Here is a 19,127-nt window from a genome sequence, read left to right as displayed (position 1 = left end):
CCTGAACCCCGAACCCGAGTTTCCCATGTCCCGCGATTTGCTTGACCTTGCCACTTCGACGGCGCCCAAACGCGCCGCCGAACTTGAAGAACTGTTGATCGACGCCGAGGCCGACGACGTGCAGACCCAGCAGCGCCCTCTGTTGGTGCGTCGCCCCTGGCTGTTGCTGCTGGGTTTGATCCTGGTGGCGCTGAACCTGCGTCCGGCGTTGGCGAGCATGGCGCCGCTGCTCAGTGAAGTATCAAGAAGCCTAGGCCTGTCGGCTGCCCAGGCCGGTTTGCTGACCACATTGCCTGTGCTTTGCCTGGGCCTGTTCGCGCCGCTGGCGCCGGTGCTGGCGCGGCGTTTCGGTGCTGAGCGCGTGGTGCTGGGGATCTTGTTGGCGCTGGCGGGCGGGATTGTCTTGCGCAGTGCGTTCGGTCAGGTCGGGCTGTTTGTCGGCAGCATCCTGGCCGGCGCGAGTATCGGTGTGATCGGCGTGCTGCTGCCGGGCATCGTCAAGCGTGACTTCGCCAAACAGGCTGGCGCCATGACCGGCGTCTACACCATGGCGCTGTGCCTGGGCGCGGCGATGGCGGCCGGGGCGACGGTGCCGCTGAGCGAGCACCTTGGCCACAGTTGGGCCTTGGGCCTGGGCTTCTGGGTGGTCCCGGCGCTGCTGGCGGCGGTGTTCTGGTTACCGCAGGTGGGCGAGAAACACGGAGCCCACCAAGTGGCGTACCGGGTTCGCGGCTTGCTGCGTGATCCACTGGCCTGGCAAGTGACCTTGTACATGGGGCTGCAATCGTCCCTGGCCTACATCGTCTTTGGCTGGCTGCCGTCGATCCTGATTGGACGTGGCCTGACGCCGACACAGGCCGGGCTCGTGCTGTCCGGCTCGGTCATCGTGCAGCTGATCAGTTCTCTCGCGGCGCCCTGGTTGGCAACACGTGGCAAGGACCAGCGCCTGGCCATCGTGATCGCCATGCTCATGACCCTGGGCGGGCTGTTCAGTTGCCTCTACGCACCCATCGATGGCTTGTGGGGCTGGGCGATCCTGCTGGGCTTGGGGCAGGGTGCGACGTTCAGCCTGGCGCTCACGCTGATCGTATTGCGTTCGCGGGACGCCCACGTGGCCGCCAACCTGTCCAGCATGGCCCAGGGCTTTGGATATACGTTGGCGTCGCTGGGGCCGTTCGCGGTGGGGGTGGTCCACGACTTGACCGGCGACTGGAATGCCCTGGGCTGGATCTTCGGCCTGGTTGGCCTGGGGGCGATCATCGCCGGAATCGGTGCAGGCCGGGCGTTGTACGTCGGGGTCAGCAGCGAAAGGGTCACTGACCTTCGTTGATATCATTTTCATGGCGAATGACGATAGTTTTCCCGGCGGCGGCAGATTATCGTGCTGGCCTACTGAAACGTTTTTCGGAGCCTGTCCATGAGTGATGCCCACAACGCCTTGATCACCCGTTTCTATCAGGCCTTCCAGCGCCTGGACGCCGAAGCCATGAGCACCTGCTACACCGACGACGTGCTGTTCAGCGACCCGGCGTTCGGCGAACTGCGCGGGCGCGATGCCGGTGACATGTGGCGCATGCTCACGACCCGGGCCAAGGACTTTTCCCTGACCTTCGATAACGTGCGCAGCGATGAGCGTACCGGTGGTGCTCATTGGGTGGCGACGTACCTGTTCAGCCAGACCGGCAACATCGTGATCAATGACATTCAGGCGCGCTTCGTTTTTCGCGACGGCAAGATCTGCGAGCACCACGACAGCTTCGATCTGTGGCGCTGGTCTCGCCAGGCATTGGGCACCAAGGGCCTGTTGCTGGGCTGGACACCGCTGGTGCGCAACGCCGTCAGGGCCCAGGCCCTCAAGGGGCTGCGGGCGTTCCAGGCCAGTCGCTGATAAGATCGCGGCTTGTCTTTGCCGATCTGTTGAACATCTTGTGACGACTGCTGCCCCCTCTCCCGATTTGCCTGCACAAGGCCCCGCCGAACCGGACAAACCCTGGTTCGTCTACCTGGTGCGGGCCGCCAACGGCTCGCTGTACTGCGGCATCAGTGATGACCCGGTGCGGCGCTTCGCCAAGCATCAAAGCGGCAAGGGCGCGCGCTTCTTCCTTTCCAGCCCGGCAGTGGCCCTGGTGTATACCGAGGCTTGTCGCGACAAGGGCGAGGCCCTGCGCCAGGAGCGGCTGATCAAAAAGCTCAAGAAAAGCGCCAAGGAATGCCTGGTGGCCAGTGCGCTGTCGCTCAATCAGCCGGGCTGATAGGCCTTTATCAGGCCGGTAGGCTGACCCGCTCAGGCGCGCTAAGCTGCAAGACTTCATTCCTGCAGTGGCTAATCTCATGTCAGAGCTGATCCTTCATCATTACCCAACGTCTCCTTTCGCGGAAAAAGCCCGGCTGCTGCTGGGTTTCAAGGGGCTGTCCTGGCGTTCGGTGAGCATCCCGCCGATGATGCCCAAGCCTGACCTGACGGCACTGACAGGCGGCTATCGCAAGACGCCGGTATTGCAGGTCGGTGCGGATATCTATTGCGATACGTCGCTGATGGCCCGCCGGTTGGAGCAGGAAAAAGCCTCGCCGGCACTGTTCCCCGAAGGCCGGGAAATGCTTGCCGCGTCCTTTGCGGCCTGGGCCGATTCGGTGGTGTTCCAGCATACGGTGAGCCTGGTGTTCCAGCCGGAGTCGGTGGCGGTGCGGTTCGCCAAGCTATCGCCCGAAGCGATCAAGGCGTTCGTCAGCGACCGCGCCGGGTTGTTCAGTGGCGGCACGACTACGCGCTTGGCTGCCGAGCAGGCCAAGCACCAATGGCCAACGATCATGGCCCGGTTGGAGCAACAGTTGCAGCGCGAGGAGGGTGATTTCCTGTTGGGTGATCCGTCGATTGCCGACTTCGCCATGGCCCATCCGCTGTGGTTCCTCAAAGGCACTCCGGTGACCTCGCCGCTGGTGGATGCGTATCCGGCTGTCTCGGCCTGGTTGGCGCGGGTGTTGGGTTTCGGCCATGGTGCGCCGAACGGGATGAGTTCCGAAGAGGCCTTGGAGGTTGCCCGCAACGCTACACCGGCAGCGCTGCCGGATGAGGCATTCGATGAGCCGAACGGGTTCACGGCAGGGCAGCAGGTGACCATCGCCGCGACCGACTATGGCGTCGATCCGGTGGCTGGGGAGTTGGTGTTTGCCGGGAGCGAAGAACTGATCCTGCGTCGCGAAGACGAGCGGGGCGGGGTGGTGCATGTGCACTTTCCGCGGTTTGGCTTCCGGATCGAGGCTCGATGAACAACGAATGACCTTGTGGGAGCGAGCTTGGTGGGAGCAAGGCTTGCCCGCGATGAACGCGCCGCGGTCTCCTGAGTACCGCAGCGCCTGGATCGCGAGCAAGCTTTGTTCCCACAAAGCTCGCGATGAGTCCCTCAAATCTATATCGCGGACAGCGCCCTACCGAACTCGCACCCTGCCGAGCATCAGTTGCGGCGCTTGAGCTGGTCGGTCAGCGACGTGGGCAGGCCCTTGATGATCAGCGTGCCGGCCTCTTCGTCGTACTCGATCTTGGAGCCCAGCAAGTGCGCTTCGAAGCTGATGGACAAGCCTTCGGCACGGCCGGTGAAACGGCGGAACTGGTTGAGGGTGCGTTTATCCGCAGGGATTTCCGGCGACAACCCGTAGTCCTTGTTGCGGATGTGATCGTAGAAGGCTTTCGGGCGATCCTCGTCGATCAGCTCGGACAACTCCTCCAGGCCCATCGGCTCGCCGAGCTTGGCCTGGCTGCTGGCGTAATCGACCAGGGTCTTGGTCTTTTCCCGGGCATCCTCTTCCGGCAAGTCTTCGCTTTCGACGAAGTCACTGAAGGCCTTGAGCAGGGTGCGGGTCTCGCCGGGGCCGTCGACACCTTCCTGGCAGCCGATGAAGTCACGGAAGTATTCCGAGACCTTCTTGCCGTTCTTGCCCTTGATGAACGAGATGTACTGCTTCGATTGCTTGTTGTTCTGCCATTCCGACACGTTGATCCGCGCCGCCAGGTGCAACTGGCCCAGGTCCAGGTGGCGGGACGGGGTCACGTCCAGCTCATCGGTCACTGCCACGCCTTCGCTGTGGTGCAGCAGGGCGATGGCCAGGTAGTCGGTCATGCCTTGCTGGTAATGCGCGAACAGCACGTGGCCGCCCACCGACAGGTTGGACTCCTCCATCAGCTTTTGCAGGTGTTCCACCGCCACGCGACTGAAAGCGGTGAAATCCTTGCCGCCGTCCAGGTACTCCTTCAGCCAGCCGCTGAACGGATGCGCCCCGGACTCGGCATGGAAAAAGCCCCAGGCCTTGCCTTGCTTGGCGTTATAGCTCTCGTTGAGGTCGGCGAGCATGTTCTCGATGGCCGTGGACTCTGCCAGTTCGGAGTCGCGGGCATGGAGCACAGCAGGGGTGCCGTCGGGTTTTTTGTCGATCAGGTGGACGATGCAATGACGGATCGGCATGGATTTCTCGGCTGTTGAAAGAGAGGAGGGCGTGCTCCCCGAAAAAGGGCCCAGTGTACCGCAATCACTGGTTTTGGAACCCGGCAAAGGCCCTTTCAGACCCGTCCGACACCCTATATGCATTTTTTTAACGTTTTAGCGCAAGAAAGCTGACCAAATGGGTAGCTAGAGGCGGATATTTCAGAGGCGTTGTGCTAGTTTTGCCCGGTCTTACGCGAAGTCACTGCGTTAAGCGTGCATTCAGCATCTGTCAGGTCGAACCAAACCCGGTTTTCGGCATCTATTACCCCGATCCGTCGCGGTGATTGCCGAGGGTGCCTGATCAAGAGAGATCGGGCTCGATGGCTGACACTGCACTCTGCAATCCATATGAATTTGATAGGGAAGGAACACTACATGGCTCTTACTAAAGACCAACTGATCGCTGATTTGGCTGAATCTGTAGACGCACCAAAAGCTACCGTGCGTTCGCTGCTGGACCAACTGGGCCAAGTGGTTGCCGATCAGCTGGAAAATGGCGGCGAAATCACTCTGCCAGGCGTTGGCAAGCTGAAAGTCACCGAGCGTCCTGCCCGTACCGGCCGCAACCCTTCGACTGGCGCTGCCATCGAAATCGCTGCCAAGAAAGTGATCAAGCTGGTTGTGGCCAAAGGCCTGACCGACGCGGTCAACAAGTAAGACCGCAGTAAAAAAACCGTGCCTCGGAGCGATCCGGGCACGGTTTTTTATTGCCTTGAAAATCACCCGTAGGTGTCTTTCTAATCCTTGCGAACCCAATGCGACTGACGCCACGCCTGCTGCTGGGCCTCGGTCTGGAAGGTCCAGGCCACGAAACGACTCTGCTTCTGGCCCTGGGACATCTCCACCACCTGGCTGTGCAGCGCACCGGCCTTTTTCAGCGCGGTTTGAATCGCCGGCAGGTTCGACGCCTTCGACACCAGTGTGCTGAACCACAGCACTTGCCCGGCCAACTGCGCGCTTTCGCCGATCAGTTGCGTCACGAACCGGGCTTCCCCACCCTCGCACCACAGCTCGGCGGCCTGACCGCCAAAATTCAGCACCGGCAGCTTGCGCTTTGGATCGGCCTTGCCCAGTGCCCGCCACTTGCGCTGGCTGCCTTTGGTGGCTTCTTCCAGGGACGCATGGAATGGCGGGTTGCACATCGTCAGGTCGAACCGTTCGGTGTCTTCCAGCAAGCCCAGGAGAATCTGCTTGCGGTTGGCTTGCTGGCGCAACTGGATGGCTTTGTTCAAGCCATTGGACTGGACGATGGCCTTGGCCGAGGCGATGGCCGTTGGGTCGATCTCCGAACCGAGGAAGTGCCAGCGGTAGTCGCTGTGGCCGATCAACGGATAGACGCAATTGGCGCCGGTGCCGATGTCCAGCACCTTGACTGCCGCCCCGCGGGGGATTTCACCTTCGTTGTGGCTGGCGAGCAAATCGGCGAGGAAGTGCACATAGTCCGCCCGACCTGGCACCGGCGGGCACAGGTAGTCGGCCGGGATATCCCAGTGGGCGATGCCATAGAAAGCTTTGAGCAGCGCCCGGTTGAAAACCCGCACGGCTTCGGGGCTGGCAAAGTCGATGCTTTCCTTGCCGTAGGGGTTGATGATCACGAACTTGGCCAGTTCCGGCGTGCTCTTGATCAACGCCGGGAAGTCGTAGCGGCCCTGGTGGCGGTTGCGCGGATGCAGGCTGGCCTTCTCGCGCGGCGCCACGGCTTTGGCCTCCGGGGTGGACTTGGGCTTCTGGCGGGCTGGTTTGGGTGTGCGGGGGGCGGTCATGGGCGGGTCGATTCGGGGAGGGTTCAAAAAGAGGCGGGCATTGTCCCACATCCGGCCCGGTCTTGATGGTAGCGCGGACCAAATTGTGGGAGCGGGCTTGCTCGCGAAGGTGTCGGTACATTCAAAGCAGAGGCAAGCTGACCCACCGCTTTCGCGAGCAAGCCCGCTCCCACAAGGGATGTTTATTGTCTGGGAGAAAGTGACAGGCATGAAAAAGGAGGTCCAATAGGACCTCCCTTTTCATTGCGAACCGCCGTTACAGGCTGGCAATCCGCGCATGCTGCTCGGCCAGCTTGCCCAAGGCCTGTTCCGCCTCGGCCAGTTTGGCCCGTTCCTTCTCGATGACTTCGGCCGGCGCCTTGTCAACGAAGCCGGCGTTGGACAGCTTGCCGCCGACCCGCTGTACTTCGCCTTTGAGACGCAGGATTTCCTTGTCCAGGCGCGCCAGTTCGGCGGCCTTGTCGATCAGGCCCGCCATTGGCACCAGCACTTCCATCTCGCCGACCAGGGCGGTGGCTGACAGTGGCGCTTCTTCGCCGGCTGCCAGGACCGTCACCGATTCAAGCTTCGCCAGTTTCTTGAGCAGTGCCTCGTTTTCGTTGAGGCGACGCAGGTCTTCGGCGCTGGCGTTCTTCAGGAACAGGGCCAGTGGCTTGCCCGGGCCGATGTTCATTTCGGCGCGGATGTTACGCAGGCCCAGCATGAAGGTCTTGAGCCACTCGATGTCGTCTTCGGCCGCCGGATCGATGCGGCTTTCGTTGGCCACCGGCCACGGTTGCAGCATGATCGTCTTGCCTTGGGCGCCTGCCAGCGGTGCGATGCGCTGCCAGATTTCCTCGGTGATGAACGGCATGAACGGATGCGCCAGGCGCAGGGCCACTTCCAGTACGCGCACCAGGGTGCGACGGGTGCCGCGCTGGCGTTCGACCGGTGCGTTTTCGTCCCACAGCACAGGCTTGGACAGCTCCAGGTACCAGTCGCAATACTGGTTCCAGATGAATTCGTACAGGGCTTGTGCGGCCAGGTCGAAACGGAACTGGTCCAGTTGGCGGGTCACTTCGGCTTCGGTGCGCTGCAACTGCGAAATGATCCAGCGATCGGCCAGGGTCAGTTCAAAGGCTTCGCCGTTCTGGCCGCAGTCTTCGCCTTTATCCAGCACGTAGCGCGCGGCGTTCCAGATCTTGTTGCAGAAATTGCGATAGCCTTCGACGCGGCCCATGTCGAACTTGATGTCGCGACCGGTGGACGCCAGCGAGCAGAAGGTGAAACGCAGGGCGTCGGTGCCGTAGCTGGCGATGCCCTCGGCGAATTCTTCGCGGGTGGCTTTCTCGATTTTCTTCGCCAGTTTCGGCTGCATCAGGCCGGAGGTGCGTTTCTGCACCAGGGTTTCCAGGTCGATGCCGTCGATGATGTCCAGCGGGTCGAGGACGTTGCCCTTGGACTTGGACATCTTCTGGCCCTGGCCGTCGCGCACCAGGCCGTGGACATAGACGGTCTTGAACGGCACTTGCGGCGTGCCGTCCTCGTTCTTCACCAGGTGCATGGTCAACATGATCATCCGGGCGACCCAGAAGAAAATGATGTCGAAGCCCGTGACCAGGACGTCGGTGGAGTGGAATTTCTTCAGGAATTCGGTCTGCTGCGGCCAGCCCAGGGTGGAGAAGGTCCACAGGCCGGAACTGAACCAGGTGTCGAGGACGTCGTTGTCCTGTTGCAGCGCCACGTCCGGGCCGAGATTGTGCTTGGCGCGGACTTCGGCTTCATCGCGGCCGACATAGACCTTGCCCGATTCGTCGTACCAGGCCGGGATGCGATGGCCCCACCACAGCTGGCGGCTGATGCACCAATCCTGGATGTCGCGCATCCACGAGAAGTACATGTTTTCGTATTGCTTGGGTACGAACTGGATGCGACCGTCTTCAACGGCGGCAATCGCAGGTTCGGCCAACGGCTTGGTAGATACGTACCACTGGTCGGTCAGCCATGGCTCGATGATGGTGCCGGAGCGGTCGCCTTTCGGGACTTTCAGGGCGTGATCGTCGACGCTGACCAGCAGGCCGGCGGCATCGAACGCCGCGACGATCTGCTTGCGTGCTTCGAAGCGGTCCAGGCCGGCGTATTCGGCCGGGATCTGGCCGTCGACGCTTTCGTTCAGCGTGCCGTCGAGGTTGAATGCCTGGGCCGCCGGCAATATGTTGGCGTTCTTGTCGAAGATGTTCAGCAGCGGCAGGTTGTGGCGCTTGCCGACTTCGTAGTCGTTGAAATCGTGGGCCGGGGTGATTTTCACGCAGCCGGTGCCGAATTCAGGGTCGCAGTAGTCGTCGCCGATGATCGGGATGCGACGGCCAACCAGGGGCAGTTCGACGAACTTGCCGATCAGCGCCTGGTAGCGTTCATCGTTCGGGTTCACCGCCACGGCGGAGTCGCCCAGCATGGTTTCCGGACGCGTGGTGGCGACAATCAGGTAATCCTTGCCTTCGGCGGTCTTGGCGCCGTCGGCCAGTGGGTACTTCAGGTTCCACAGGAAACCTTTCTCGTCGTGGTTCTCCACTTCGAGGTCGGAAATGGCCGTGTGCAACTTGGTGTCCCAGTTGACCAGGCGCTTGCCGCGATAGATCAGCCCGTCTTCATGCAGGCGCACGAAGGCTTCCTTCACCGCTTCCGAGAGACCGTCGTCCATGGTGAAGCGCTCGCGGCTCCAGTCCACGGACGAGCCGAGGCGACGGATCTGGCGGCTGATGTTGCCACCGGACTCGTCTTTCCATTCCCAGACTTTCTCGAGGAATTTTTCGCGACCCAGGTCATGGCGACTCTGGCCCTGGGCTTCGAGGCGGCGCTCCACCAGCATCTGCGTGGCGATACCGGCGTGGTCGGTGCCCGGCTGCCACAAGGTGTTGCGACCTTGCATGCGCCGGAAACGGATCAGCGCGTCCATGATCGCGTTGTTGAAGCCGTGGCCCATGTGCAGGCTGCCGGTGACGTTCGGCGGCGGGATCATGATGGTGTAGGAATCGCCCGCGCCTTGCGGAGCGAAATAATTCTCGGACTCCCAGGTGTTGTACCAGGAAGTTTCAATGGCGTGCGGCTGGTAGGTCTTATCCATGCGCGGCGGGACCCTATTGGCATTTATTCAGGAAAAGCCGGGAAGTATAGCGGGCGGGGCTGGTGCAAGCCACATGCAGCAAGCTGAATGCGGGTACAGTTGAACCCTGTGGGAGCGAGCCTGCTCGCGATGAGGCCATCACATTCAACATCCATGTTGATTGACAGACCGCTATCGCGAGCAGGCTCGCTCCCACAGGATGTTCACAATGAGGGAGGGGACGCTATTCGTACTGGCTCAGCAACCGCTCCATCCGTGCATCCAGCCGACGCTTGATCTCGGTCTCGATGTGCGGGGCGAAGTCGTCGATGACGTCTTGCATGATCAACTGCGCGGCAGCGCGCAATTCGCGGTCCAGGTGCAGCAGGGCGTCGGGGCCCTTGGTTTCGGTCTTGGCAGCCGGCTTGGGTTCGGGCTGGCCGTTGATCGGGTCGAACAGCAGGGGGATCTGTTCGTCATGCACCGGCTCGTGCACGACCGTGTCGGTCAGCAGCGGCGGTTGCAGGTTGTCGTCGCCGAGCAGTTGGCGGATCGACTCGAGGTCATCCAGCAGGTGCGCGGGCTTTTGTGGCGGTTTTGGAGTGTCCATCGTAGGGCTCAGAGTCGCTGTAAACGGTGGTCTTGCAGAGGATAGCCCTGTTCGCGGTAGAAACGGAAACTCTCCCGCGCGGCTTGTCGGATGGCCGGGTCTTCGACCACCACTTCCGCCACACGGGCGAAGCGCTGGGCAAAGGCCGGTACTTTCAGGTCGAGGTTGACCAGCAAGTCCTGGTGCTGGCCGCAGTCATCCCCTAGCCCCAGCACGATCAACCCCTCGGGTTCGTTTTCGGCTGGACCGTGGGGCACGAAGCTCTCGCCCTTGAAAGCCCACAGGCGTGCGTCCAGGTCCTCGCGCTGGGCGGCATCGCTGCAATGCAGGTAGATGCGGTGCCCCATGCGCCAGGCCTTTTCAACGAGCTTGCAGGCGAAATCCAGCCGCGCCGACGGATCGGCGCTGGGCAGGATATAGAAATCGACTTTGGTCATTGCGGTTCCTGAGCCGCCGATGACGCCGCCCGAGGGCGACGCCAGCGACGGTCATTGGTGTCAGGCCTTGGCGCGGTCCAGCAGGTACTGGGTCAGCAGGGGCACCGGACGACCGGTGGCGCCCTTGTCCTTGCCGCCGCTGGTCCACGCCGTGCCGGCGATGTCCAGGTGCGCCCAGTTCAGGTTCTTGGTAAAGCGCGACAGGAAGCAGGCCGCGGTGATGGTCCCTGCTTTCGGGCCGCCGATGTTGGCGATGTCGGCGAACGGGCTGTCCAGTTGCTCCTGGTACTCGTCGAACAGTGGCAACTGCCAGGCGCGGTCGTCGGCCTGTTGGCCGGCGCTGAGCAGTTGGCCGATCAGCTCATCGTTGTTGCCCAGCAGGCCCGAGGTGTGGGAGCCGAGGGCGACGATGCAGGCGCCGGTCAGGGTCGCGATGTCGATCACCGCTTGCGGCTTGAAGCGCTCGGAGTAGGTGAGGGCGTCACACAGCACCAGGCGGCCTTCGGCGTCGGTGTTGAGGATTTCCACGGTCTGGCCGCTCATGGTGGTGACGATGTCACCCGGGCGCGAGGCCGTGCCGCTGGGCATGTTCTCGGCGCAGGCCAGGATGCACACCAGGTTGATCGGCAGTTGCAGTTCGAGCACGGCGCGCAGGGTGCCGAACACGCTCGCGGCGCCGCCCATGTCGTACTTCATCTCATCCATGCCGGCACCGGGCTTGAGGCTGATGCCGCCGGTGTCGAAGGTGATGCCTTTGCCGACCAGTGCGTACGGCTTCTCGGATTTCTTGCCGCCGTTGTATTGCATCACGATCAGGCGTGGTGGCTGGGCGCTGCCCTGGCCGACGGAGTAGAACGAACCCATGCCCAGGTCCTTGATCTTCTTCTCGTCGAAAACTTCGACCTTCAGGCCCTTGAATTCCTTGCCCAGTGCCTTGGCCTGTTCGCCGAGGAACGTCGGGTGGCAGATGTTCGGCGGCAGGTTGCCCAGGTCGCGGGTGAACGCCATGCCGTTGGCAATCGCTGTGGCGTGGGTCACGGCGCGCTGGACTTCAGCCTGGGCGGCCTTGATGGTCAGCAGGGTGATTTTTTTCAGGGCGCGGGGTTCGGCTTTCTGGCTCTTGAACTGGTCGAACTGGTATTCGCCGTCCACCAGGGTTTCGGCCAGCAGGCGGTTCTTGCCGTAGCTGTCGCGGCCCTTGACCACCAGATCGTCCAGCGCCAGGGTGGCATCAGCGCCGCCAAGGCCCTTGAGGGTGCCCAGCACGCCGGCAATGATTTTACGGAACGGACGGTCGCCCAGTTCAGCGTCCTTGCCCACGCCCACCAGCAATACGCGCTCGGCCTTGAGGTTGGGCAGGTTGTGCAGCAACAGGCTCTGGCCGACCTTGCCGGCCAGATCGCCGCGCTTGAGCACGGCGCTGATGGCGCCACCGCTCAGGGTGTCGAGCTGGGTGGCGACCACGCCGAGCTTGCGGTTTTCACCGACGGCGACTACCAGTGTGGCGGTTTTCAACGTTTCTGGGCTGACGCTTTTTACAACCAGTTCCATGTCCGGATCCCTGAGTCAATGGTCAAGAGGCCAGGCGCCGAGACAGTGGCGCGCTGAGCAGCTGTCTTCTATATAAGAGAAGCGCCGGGACTTGCCGGCGACAAGGGCCGCAGTTTGAACCCCGGCGGCCGAGCCTGACAACCCTGGGAGCCGTTAACTTTTTGACTGTGAAGCGTCTGCTTAAAGCGTGCGCAGTGACAGGCGCCTCCAATCACAGGATAATGCGGCTCTTTTTTTGGCGGCTCGCTGCATGAGCTGGCTCGATACGTTTCTTGTTTGGCCGCCTTAGCCTGACAATCCTGGAGTGTCTGGTTTGATCGTCTTCCGTTATTTATCCCGCGAAGTCCTGCTGACCCTGAGCGCGGTCAGCGCCGTGCTGCTGGTCATCATCATGAGCGGGCGCTTCATCAAATACCTTGCCCAGGCAGCCTCCGGTGCCCTGGACCCGGGCTCGCTGTTCCTGATCATGGGGTTCCGCCTGCCGGGCTTCTTGCAATTGATCCTGCCGCTGGGGTTGTTCCTCGGCATCCTGCTGGCTTACGGGCGCTTGTACCTGGACAGCGAAATGACCGTGCTGTCGGCCACCGGGATGAGCCAGCAGCGCCTGTTGCGCATGACGCTGTTCCCGGCCACGGTGGTGGCGTTGGTGGTGGCCTGGCTGAGCCTGAGCCTGGCCCCCCAGGGCGCCAACCAGTTTCAACTGCTGATCAACCAGCAGGACGCCATGACCGAGTTCGACACCCTGGTGCCAGGGCGTTTCCAGGCCCTGCGCGACGGTACGCGCGTGACCTACACCGAACAGCTCTCGGAGGACCGGATCGACCTGGGCGGTGTCTTCATTACACAAAAGAACCTGTCTTCGGATACCAAGAAAGACCGTGGCATTTCCGTGCTGATGGCCGAGAAGGGCCGGCAGGAAATCAGCCCCGACGGCAACCGCTACCTGATCCTGGAAAACGGCTATCGCTATGACGGCAAACCGGGGCAGGCCGATTACCGGGCCATCAAGTACGACACCTATGGCGTGCTGTTGCCCAAGCCCGAGGTCAGCGACGAAGTCACCGACCGCGACGCGATGTCCACCGCCAGCCTGCTGGGTAACAAAGACATCCGTGCCCGTACCGAGCTGCAATGGCGCCTGTCCTTGCCGCTGCTGGTGTTCATCGTGACCCTCATGGCGGTCCCGCTGGCGCGGGTCAATCCGCGCCAGGGGCGTTTCCTCAAACTGCTGCCGGCGATTCTTCTCTATATGGCTTACCTGACCATCCTGATTTCCGCCCGCGGTGCGTTGGAGAAAGGCAAGATCCCGCCAGCCCTGGGCTTGTGGTGGGTGCACTCGATCTTCCTGGCCATCGGCCTGGGGTTGCTCTACTGGGAGCCGCTACGCCTGAAGCTGGCCAGTCGCCGCAGCGCGCTGGAGGTGGCCCGTGGTTAAGCTCGATCGCTACATCGGCAGCAGTGTGTTCATGGCGATCCTTGCGGTGCTGGGGATCATTCTTGGCCTGGCGACCCTGTTCGCCTTCATCGATGAAATGGGCGACGTCAGCGACACCTATACCTTGCTGGACGTGGCGAGCTACGTGCTGCTGACGGCGCCACGGCGCTTGTATGACATGCTGCCGATGGCCGCGCTGATCGGCTGCCTGATCGGCTTGGGCAGCCTGGCCAGCAACAGTGAACTGACCATCATGCGCGCCGCTGGCGTGTCCATTGGTCGGATCGTCTGGGCGGTGATGAAGCCGATGTTGGTGTTGATGCTGGTGGGTGTGTTGATCGGCGAGTACATCGCCCCGGCCACCGAGAATACTGCCCAGGCCAACCGTTCCCTGGCCCAGGGTGGCGGCGATGCGCAAAGCGCCAAGCACGGCCTGTGGCACCGCCAGGGCGACGAGTTCATCCACATCAACTCGGTCCAGCCCAACGGCATTCTGTATGGCGTGACCCGCTATCGCTTCGACGAGCAGCGGCACATGCTGTCGTCGAGCTTCGCCAAGCGCGCCAAGTTCGCCGAGGATCACTGGCAACTGAATGATGTCACCACCACCTTGTTCCATGACAAGCGCACCGAGGTGGTCGCCGCCCCACAGGAACGTTGGGATGTGTCGATCAGCCCGCAATTGCTCAGTACCGTGGTGATGGCACCTGAATCCCTGTCGATTACCGGCTTGTGGGGTTATATCCACTACCTGGCGGACCAGGGCTTGAATAACGGCCGCTACTGGCTGGCTTTTTGGGTCAAGGTGTTGCAACCGTTGGTCACTGCCGCTCTGGTACTGATGGCGATCTCCTTCATCTTTGGCCCGCTGCGTTCGGTGACCCTCGGCCAGCGGGTGTTTACCGGCGTGCTGGTGGGCTTCACTTTCCGTATCGCCCAGGACCTGCTGGGGCCGTCGAGCCTGGTGTTCGGCTTCTCGCCGCTGTTTGCGGTGCTGGTGCCGGCCGGTGTCTGCACGTTGGCCGGGTTCTGGCTGTTGCGTCGGGCCGGTTGATTGCTCGTGTAGCGAGAGGGCTGTGGGAGCAAGCTGTGGGAGCAAGGCTTGCCCGCGATGAAGGCCCTGTGGTCTTTCATAGATCGGGGTGGCTGTTTCGCGAGCAAGCTTTGCTCCCACTTGCGCGGTGTATCAGGTACAATTCCCGGCTATTTTTCGGCGGGCTATGCCTGCAGCCTTTTTGAGTGTTGATCCGTGAGTGATTTGAGTCATATCCGCAATTTCTCCATCATCGCCCACATTGACCATGGCAAGTCGACGCTGGCCGATCGCTTCATCCAGATGTGCGGCGGCCTGGCCGAGCGCGAAATGGAAGCCCAGGTCCTGGACTCCATGGACCTGGAGCGTGAACGCGGGATCACCATCAAGGCCCACAGCGTTACCCTTTACTACAAGGCCCGCGACGGCATCACCTATCAGCTGAACTTCATCGATACCCCGGGCCACGTCGACTTCACCTATGAAGTCAGCCGGTCGTTGGCGGCCTGTGAGGGCGCATTGCTGGTGGTTGATGCTGGCCAGGGCGTCGAAGCCCAGTCGGTTGCCAACTGCTACACGGCCATCGAGCAGGGCCTGGAAGTCATGCCGGTACTGAACAAGATCGACCTGCCCCAGGCCGATCCGGACCGCGTGAAGGAAGAAATCGAGAAAATCATCGGCATCGATGCCACCGACGCGGTCACCTGCAGCGCCAAGACCGGCCTGGGCGTGGACGAAGTGCTCGAGCGCCTGGTGCATACCATTCCCGCGCCGACCGGCAACATCGAAGATCCGCTGCAGGCGTTGATCATCGACTCCTGGTTCGACAACTACCTGGGCGTGGTCTCCCTGGTTCGCGTGCGCCATGGCCGCGTGAAGAAGGGCGACAAGATCCTGGTCAAGTCCACCGGCAAGATCCACCTGGTGGACAGCGTCGGTGTATTCAACCCCAAACACACTGCCACCGTAGACCTGAAGGCCGGTGAAGTGGGCTTCATCATCGCCGGCATCAAGGACATCCACGGGGCGCCGGTCGGCGACACCCTGACCTTGAGCTCCACCCCCGACGTCGATGTGCTGCCAGGTTTCAAACGCATCCAGCCGCAGGTCTATGCCGGCCTGTTCCCGGTCAGCTCCGACGACTTCGAGGATTTCCGCGAAGCCCTGCAAAAGCTGACCCTGAACGACTCGTCCCTGCAATACACCCCGGAAAGCTCCGACGCCCTGGGCTTCGGCTTCCGTTGCGGGTTCCTGGGTATGTTGCACATGGAAATCATCCAGGAGCGCCTGGAGCGCGAGTACGACCTGGACCTGATCACCACGGCACCGACGGTTATTTTCGAGCTGCTGCTCAAGAACGGCGAAACCATCTACGTCGACAACCCGTCCAAGCTGCCGGACCTGTCGGCCATCGAGGACATGCGCGAGCCGATCGTGCGGGCCAACATCCTTGTGCCTCAGGAGCACCTGGGTAACGTCATTACCCTGTGCATCGAGAAGCGTGGCGTGCAGCACGACATGCTGTTCCTCGGCACGCAGGTCCAGGTGACCTACGACCTGCCGATGAACGAAGTGGTGCTGGACTTCTTCGACCGCCTCAAATCCACCAGTCGCGGCTATGCTTCGCTGGACTATCATTTCGATCGTTACCAATCGGCTAATCTGGTGAAGCTGGATGTGCTGATCAACGGTGAGAAAGTCGATGCCCTGGCATTGATCGTGCACCGTGACAACGCGCACTACAAAGGTCGTGCATTGACCGAGAAGATGAAGGAACTGATTCCGCGGCAGATGTTCGATGTGGCAATCCAGGCCGCCATTGGCGGGCAGATTGTGGCGCGTACAACCGTCAAGGCGCTCAGAAAGAACGTATTGGCCAAATGCTACGGTGGCGACGTCAGCCGTAAGCGCAAGCTGTTGGAAAAGCAGAAGGCCGGTAAAAAACGCATGAAGCAGGTCGGTAACGTGGAAATTCCACAGGAAGCCTTCCTTGCGGTGCTCAGGTTGGATAGTTAGGTCCTATGTCGCTAAATTTCCCGCTGTTGCTGGTTATCGCCGTGTTTGTCTGCGGCCTGTTGGCGTTGCTTGATCTGTTGTTCCTGGCGCCTCGGCGCCGGGCGGCCATCGCCTCTTATCAGGGCAGCGTCAGCCAGCCTGATGGTGTGGTGGTCGAAAAGCTCAACAAGGAACCGCTGCTGGTCGAATACGGAAAATCGTTCTTTCCGGTGCTGTTCATCGTGCTGGTGTTGCGCTCGTTCCTGGTGGAGCCGTTCCAGATCCCGTCCGGCTCGATGAAGCCGACCCTGGACGTGGGTGATTTCATCCTGGTGAACAAGTTCTCCTACGGGATTCGCCTGCCAGTGATCGACAAGAAAGTCATCGAAGTCGGTGATCCGCAACGCGGCGATGTCATGGTGTTCCGCTTCCCGAGCGACCCGAACGTCAACTACATCAAGCGTGTTGTCGGCCTGCCGGGCGACACGGTCCGCTACACCGCCGACAAGCGCCTGTTCGTCAATGGCGAATCGGTGGCCGAACAGTTGCTTGGCTCCGAGCCGGGTACGCTGGGCAGTGCCGAGCTCTACCGGGAAAAACTCGGCGAGGCCGAACACCTGATCCGCAAGGAAATGAGTCGCTACCGCGCAACGCCGGACCGTTCATGGACCGTGCCGGCAGGGCACTATTTCATGATGGGCGACAATCGCGACAACTCCAACGACAGCCGTTACTGGGATGATCCGAACATTCCCAAGAACCTGCTGGGCATGGTCCCGGACCGGAACATCGTCGGCAAGGCCTTTGCGGTCTGGATGAGCTGGCCGGAACCCAAACTCAGTCACCTGCCGAATTTCTCGCGGGTTGGCCTGATCAAGTAATCACACACGGCGCTGTTGAACACAGCGCCGAATGCTTTTCTGGAGCCTGCGCAAGGTTGCCCGAAGGCATGAAGCCAACGATAGTCAGGACGTATTTTTGAACACAGCGTTAATTGTCCCAAGCCAACGGCGCCTTGCCGCCGTGGCGGTGGAATCCAGCCACGAACTCAGCGTGGGTAAACCGTGAGCGTTTCTCTAAGCCGTCTCGAGCGTCAGCTCGGTTACACCTTCAAGGACCAGGACCTGATGCTCCTGGCCCTCACTCACCGCAGTTTTGCCGGGCGCAACAACGAACGCCTGGAATTCCTCGGTGATGCCATCCTCAACTTCGTGGCCGGCGAGGCGCTGTTCGAGCGTTTCCCGCTGGCCCGCGAAGGCCAGTTGTCGCGTTTGCGCGCACGATTGGTAAAAGGTGAGACCCTGGCCGTATTGGCCCGTGGTTTCGACCTGGGCGACTATCTGCGCCTGGGCTCCGGTGAGTTGAAAAGCGGCGGTTTCCGTCGCGAGTCGATCCTGGCCGATGCCCTGGAAGCGTTGATTGGCGCGATCTACCTGGATGCGGGCATGGAAATGGCGCGCGAACGCGTGCTGGCCTGGCTGACCTCCGAGATCGACAGCCTGACGCTGGTGGACACCAACAAGGACCCCAAGACCCGTTTGCAGGAATTCCTGCAATCGCGCAGTTGCGAGTTACCGCGCTACGAAGTCGTGGATATCCAGGGTGAGCCGCATTGCCGAACCTTCTTCGTCGAATGCGAAGTTGTCCTATTGAATGAAAAAAGCCGGGGTCAGGGTGTGAGTCGTCGTATTGCCGAACAGGTAGCGGCCGCCGCAGCACTGATTGCCCTGGGTGTGGAGAATGGCAATGACTGATACAACCGTCACCCGCTGCGGCTACGTCGCCATTGTCGGTCGGCCGAACGTAGGCAAATCCACGTTGCTGAACCACATCCTGGGCCAGAAGCTGGCGATCACCTCGCGCAAGCCCCAGACCACCCGCCACAACATGCTGGGCATCAAGACCGAAGGCGCCGTGCAGGCGATCTACGTCGACACCCCGGGGATGCACAAGGGGGGCGAAAAGGCCCTGAACCGCTACATGAACAAGACCGCCTCGGCGGCGTTGAAAGACGTCGACGTGGTGATCTTCGTGGTTGACCGCACCAAGTGGACCGAAGAAGACCAGATGGTCCTCGAGCGCGTCCAGTACGTGACCGGTCCCTTGATCGTGGCGCTGAACAAGACTGATCGCATCGAAGACAAGGCTGAACTGATGCCGCACCTGGCCTGGTTGCAGGAACAGTTGCCGAACGCCCAGATCATCCCGATCTCTGCCCAGCACGGCCATAACCTCGACGCGTTGGAGCGGGTGATTGCCGAACACCTGCCGGAAAACGATCATTTCTTCCCCGAAGACCAGATTACCGACCGCAGCAGCCGTTTCCTCGCCGCCGAGCTGGTGCGCGAGAAGATCATGCGCCAGATGGGTGCCGAGCTGCCGTACCAGATCACGGTCGAGATCGAAGAGTTCAAGCAACAGGGCAAGACCCTGCATATCCATGCGCTGATCCTCGTCGAACGTGACGGCCAGAAGAAAATCATCATTGGCGACAAGGGCGAGCGCATCAAGCGCATCGGCACCGAGGCGCGCAAGGACATGGAGCTGCTGTTCGACTCCAAGATCATGCTCAACCTGTGGGTCAAGGTGAAGGGCGGCTGGTCCGACGACGAACGAGCGTTGCGTTCGTTGGGTTACGGCGACCTCTGATCAGCTGACTGGATGTACCGAGAACCATTGTGGGAGCGAGCTTGCTCGCGATGAGGGCCTGCTGTTCAACATGGATGTTGACTGACAGACCGCT

General features: G+C 61.5%; 17 protein-coding genes. 11 read left to right on the top strand and 6 right to left on the bottom strand.

From position 1 onward, the window contains the following. Nucleotide 1 precedes the first annotated feature (1 nt). The 4 genes from HU749_RS24035 (at nucleotide 2) to HU749_RS24020 (ending at nucleotide 3,267) form a co-directional block, all read left to right on the top strand. Complete coding sequence (locus HU749_RS24035; protein WP_413037933.1) at nucleotides 2-1,330, top strand: CynX/NimT family MFS transporter; 1,329 nt, start codon at nucleotides 2-4, stop codon at nucleotides 1,328-1,330. Nucleotides 1,331-1,417: 87 nt separating this feature from the next. Continuing rightward, nucleotides 1,418-1,888, top strand: coding sequence for a nuclear transport factor 2 family protein (locus HU749_RS24030; RefSeq protein WP_079302547.1), 471 nt, complete (start codon nucleotides 1,418-1,420; stop codon nucleotides 1,886-1,888). 40 nt (nucleotides 1,889-1,928) lie between these two features. Beyond that, complete coding sequence (locus HU749_RS24025) at nucleotides 1,929-2,252, top strand: GIY-YIG nuclease family protein (RefSeq protein WP_046064866.1); 324 nt, start codon at nucleotides 1,929-1,931, stop codon at nucleotides 2,250-2,252. A 79-nt stretch (nucleotides 2,253-2,331) separates the two neighbouring features. Beyond that, nucleotides 2,332-3,267, top strand: coding sequence for a glutathione S-transferase family protein (locus tag HU749_RS24020; protein WP_079302546.1), 936 nt, complete (start codon nucleotides 2,332-2,334; stop codon nucleotides 3,265-3,267). Between the two features lie 185 nt (nucleotides 3,268-3,452). Here the strand turns inward: HU749_RS24020 and yejK are convergent, their stop codons facing one another. Then, nucleotides 3,453-4,457, bottom strand: coding sequence for a nucleoid-associated protein YejK (yejK, locus tag HU749_RS24015; RefSeq protein ID WP_003205290.1), 1,005 nt, complete (start codon nucleotides 4,455-4,457; stop codon nucleotides 3,453-3,455). Nucleotides 4,458-4,853: 396 nt separating this feature from the next. Between yejK and HU749_RS24010 the strand changes: the two genes are divergently transcribed. Then, complete coding sequence (locus HU749_RS24010) at nucleotides 4,854-5,135, top strand: HU family DNA-binding protein (RefSeq protein WP_003205289.1); 282 nt, start codon at nucleotides 4,854-4,856, stop codon at nucleotides 5,133-5,135. 80 nt (nucleotides 5,136-5,215) lie between these two features. Here the strand turns inward: HU749_RS24010 and rlmF are convergent, their stop codons facing one another. The 5 genes from rlmF to HU749_RS23985 all read right to left on the bottom strand — a co-directional run bounded on the left by rlmF (nucleotide 5,216) and on the right by HU749_RS23985 (nucleotide 11,921). Continuing rightward, entirely contained in the window at nucleotides 5,216-6,241 is a 1,026-nt protein-coding gene (gene rlmF / locus HU749_RS24005) for a 23S rRNA (adenine(1618)-N(6))-methyltransferase RlmF (RefSeq protein WP_186651985.1), read from the bottom strand. Between the two features lie 256 nt (nucleotides 6,242-6,497). After that, complete coding sequence (locus tag HU749_RS24000; RefSeq protein WP_079303815.1) at nucleotides 6,498-9,344, bottom strand: valine--tRNA ligase; 2,847 nt, start codon at nucleotides 9,342-9,344, stop codon at nucleotides 6,498-6,500. A 223-nt stretch (nucleotides 9,345-9,567) separates the two neighbouring features. Continuing rightward, nucleotides 9,568-9,933, bottom strand: a complete 366-nt coding sequence (locus tag HU749_RS23995; RefSeq protein WP_018606209.1) for a hypothetical protein — start codon at nucleotides 9,931-9,933, stop codon at nucleotides 9,568-9,570. 8 nt (nucleotides 9,934-9,941) lie between these two features. Next, entirely contained in the window at nucleotides 9,942-10,370 is a 429-nt protein-coding gene (locus HU749_RS23990; protein WP_014340012.1) for a DNA polymerase III subunit chi, read from the bottom strand. A gap of 60 nt (nucleotides 10,371-10,430) precedes the next feature. Then, on the bottom strand, nucleotides 10,431-11,921 hold the full coding sequence (locus HU749_RS23985; RefSeq protein WP_079303818.1) for a leucyl aminopeptidase: 1,491 nt from the start codon (nucleotides 11,919-11,921) through the stop codon (nucleotides 10,431-10,433). Nucleotides 11,922-12,234: 313 nt separating this feature from the next. Here HU749_RS23985 and lptF point away from each other — a divergent pair, with 313 nt between their 5' ends. From lptF to era, 6 genes are all read left to right on the top strand, one after another. Beyond that, complete coding sequence (gene lptF / locus HU749_RS23980; protein ID WP_079303820.1) at nucleotides 12,235-13,356, top strand: LPS export ABC transporter permease LptF; 1,122 nt, start codon at nucleotides 12,235-12,237, stop codon at nucleotides 13,354-13,356. Beyond that, entirely contained in the window at nucleotides 13,349-14,410 is a 1,062-nt protein-coding gene (lptG, locus tag HU749_RS23975) for an LPS export ABC transporter permease LptG (protein WP_079303822.1), read from the top strand. The genes lptF and lptG overlap by 8 nt, the downstream gene beginning before the upstream one ends. Before the next feature lie 195 nt (nucleotides 14,411-14,605). Further along, nucleotides 14,606-16,405 (top strand): translation elongation factor 4, encoded by a 1,800-nt coding sequence (lepA, locus tag HU749_RS23970; protein ID WP_003205274.1) that lies wholly within the window; start codon nucleotides 14,606-14,608, stop codon nucleotides 16,403-16,405. A 5-nt stretch (nucleotides 16,406-16,410) separates the two neighbouring features. Next, nucleotides 16,411-17,265: a signal peptidase I gene (gene lepB, locus HU749_RS23965; RefSeq protein ID WP_079303824.1), complete on the top strand. Its 855-nt coding sequence runs from the start codon at nucleotides 16,411-16,413 to the stop codon at nucleotides 17,263-17,265. A gap of 183 nt (nucleotides 17,266-17,448) precedes the next feature. After that, nucleotides 17,449-18,138: a ribonuclease III gene (rnc, locus tag HU749_RS23960; RefSeq protein WP_003205268.1), complete on the top strand. Its 690-nt coding sequence runs from the start codon at nucleotides 17,449-17,451 to the stop codon at nucleotides 18,136-18,138. Further along, the gene (gene era, locus HU749_RS23955) at nucleotides 18,131-19,033 is read left to right on the top strand and encodes a GTPase Era (RefSeq protein WP_079303829.1); all 903 of its coding nucleotides are present in this window, start codon (nucleotides 18,131-18,133) and stop codon (nucleotides 19,031-19,033) included. Before rnc ends, era begins: the two co-directional genes overlap by 8 nt. Nucleotides 19,034-19,127: the final 94 nt, after the last annotated feature.

The organism is Pseudomonas ogarae, assembly GCF_014268695.2.
Lineage (GTDB): Bacteria > Pseudomonadota > Gammaproteobacteria > Pseudomonadales > Pseudomonadaceae > Aquipseudomonas > Aquipseudomonas kilonensis.
The sequence above is the reverse complement of the archived record's forward strand: the minus strand, read 5'-3'. Positions and strand labels throughout refer to the sequence as shown.

What these genes read in the sequence shown, in the direction of transcription:
- HU749_RS24030 (WP_079302547.1), top strand. Translation starts at nt 1,418, where the DNA reads ATGAGTGATGCCCACAACGCCTTGATCACCCGTTTCTATCAGGCCTTC.
- HU749_RS24020 (WP_079302546.1), top strand. Translation starts at nt 2,332, where the DNA reads ATGTCAGAGCTGATCCTTCATCATTACCCAACGTCTCCTTTCGCGGAA.
- yejK (WP_003205290.1), bottom strand. Translation starts at nt 4,457, where the DNA reads ATGCCGATCCGTCATTGCATCGTCCACCTGATCGACAAAAAACCCGAC.
- HU749_RS24010 (WP_003205289.1), top strand. Translation starts at nt 4,854, where the DNA reads ATGGCTCTTACTAAAGACCAACTGATCGCTGATTTGGCTGAATCTGTA.
- rlmF (WP_186651985.1), bottom strand. Translation starts at nt 6,241, where the DNA reads ATGACCGCCCCCCGCACACCCAAACCAGCCCGCCAGAAGCCCAAGTCC.
- HU749_RS24000 (WP_079303815.1), bottom strand. Translation starts at nt 9,344, where the DNA reads ATGGATAAGACCTACCAGCCGCACGCCATTGAAACTTCCTGGTACAAC.
- HU749_RS23995 (WP_018606209.1), bottom strand. Translation starts at nt 9,933, where the DNA reads ATGGACACTCCAAAACCGCCACAAAAGCCCGCGCACCTGCTGGATGAC.
- HU749_RS23990 (WP_014340012.1), bottom strand. Translation starts at nt 10,370, where the DNA reads ATGACCAAAGTCGATTTCTATATCCTGCCCAGCGCCGATCCGTCGGCG.
- HU749_RS23985 (WP_079303818.1), bottom strand. Translation starts at nt 11,921, where the DNA reads ATGGAACTGGTTGTAAAAAGCGTCAGCCCAGAAACGTTGAAAACCGCC.
- lepB (WP_079303824.1), top strand. Translation starts at nt 16,411, where the DNA reads ATGTCGCTAAATTTCCCGCTGTTGCTGGTTATCGCCGTGTTTGTCTGC.
- era (WP_079303829.1), top strand. Translation starts at nt 18,131, where the DNA reads ATGACTGATACAACCGTCACCCGCTGCGGCTACGTCGCCATTGTCGGT.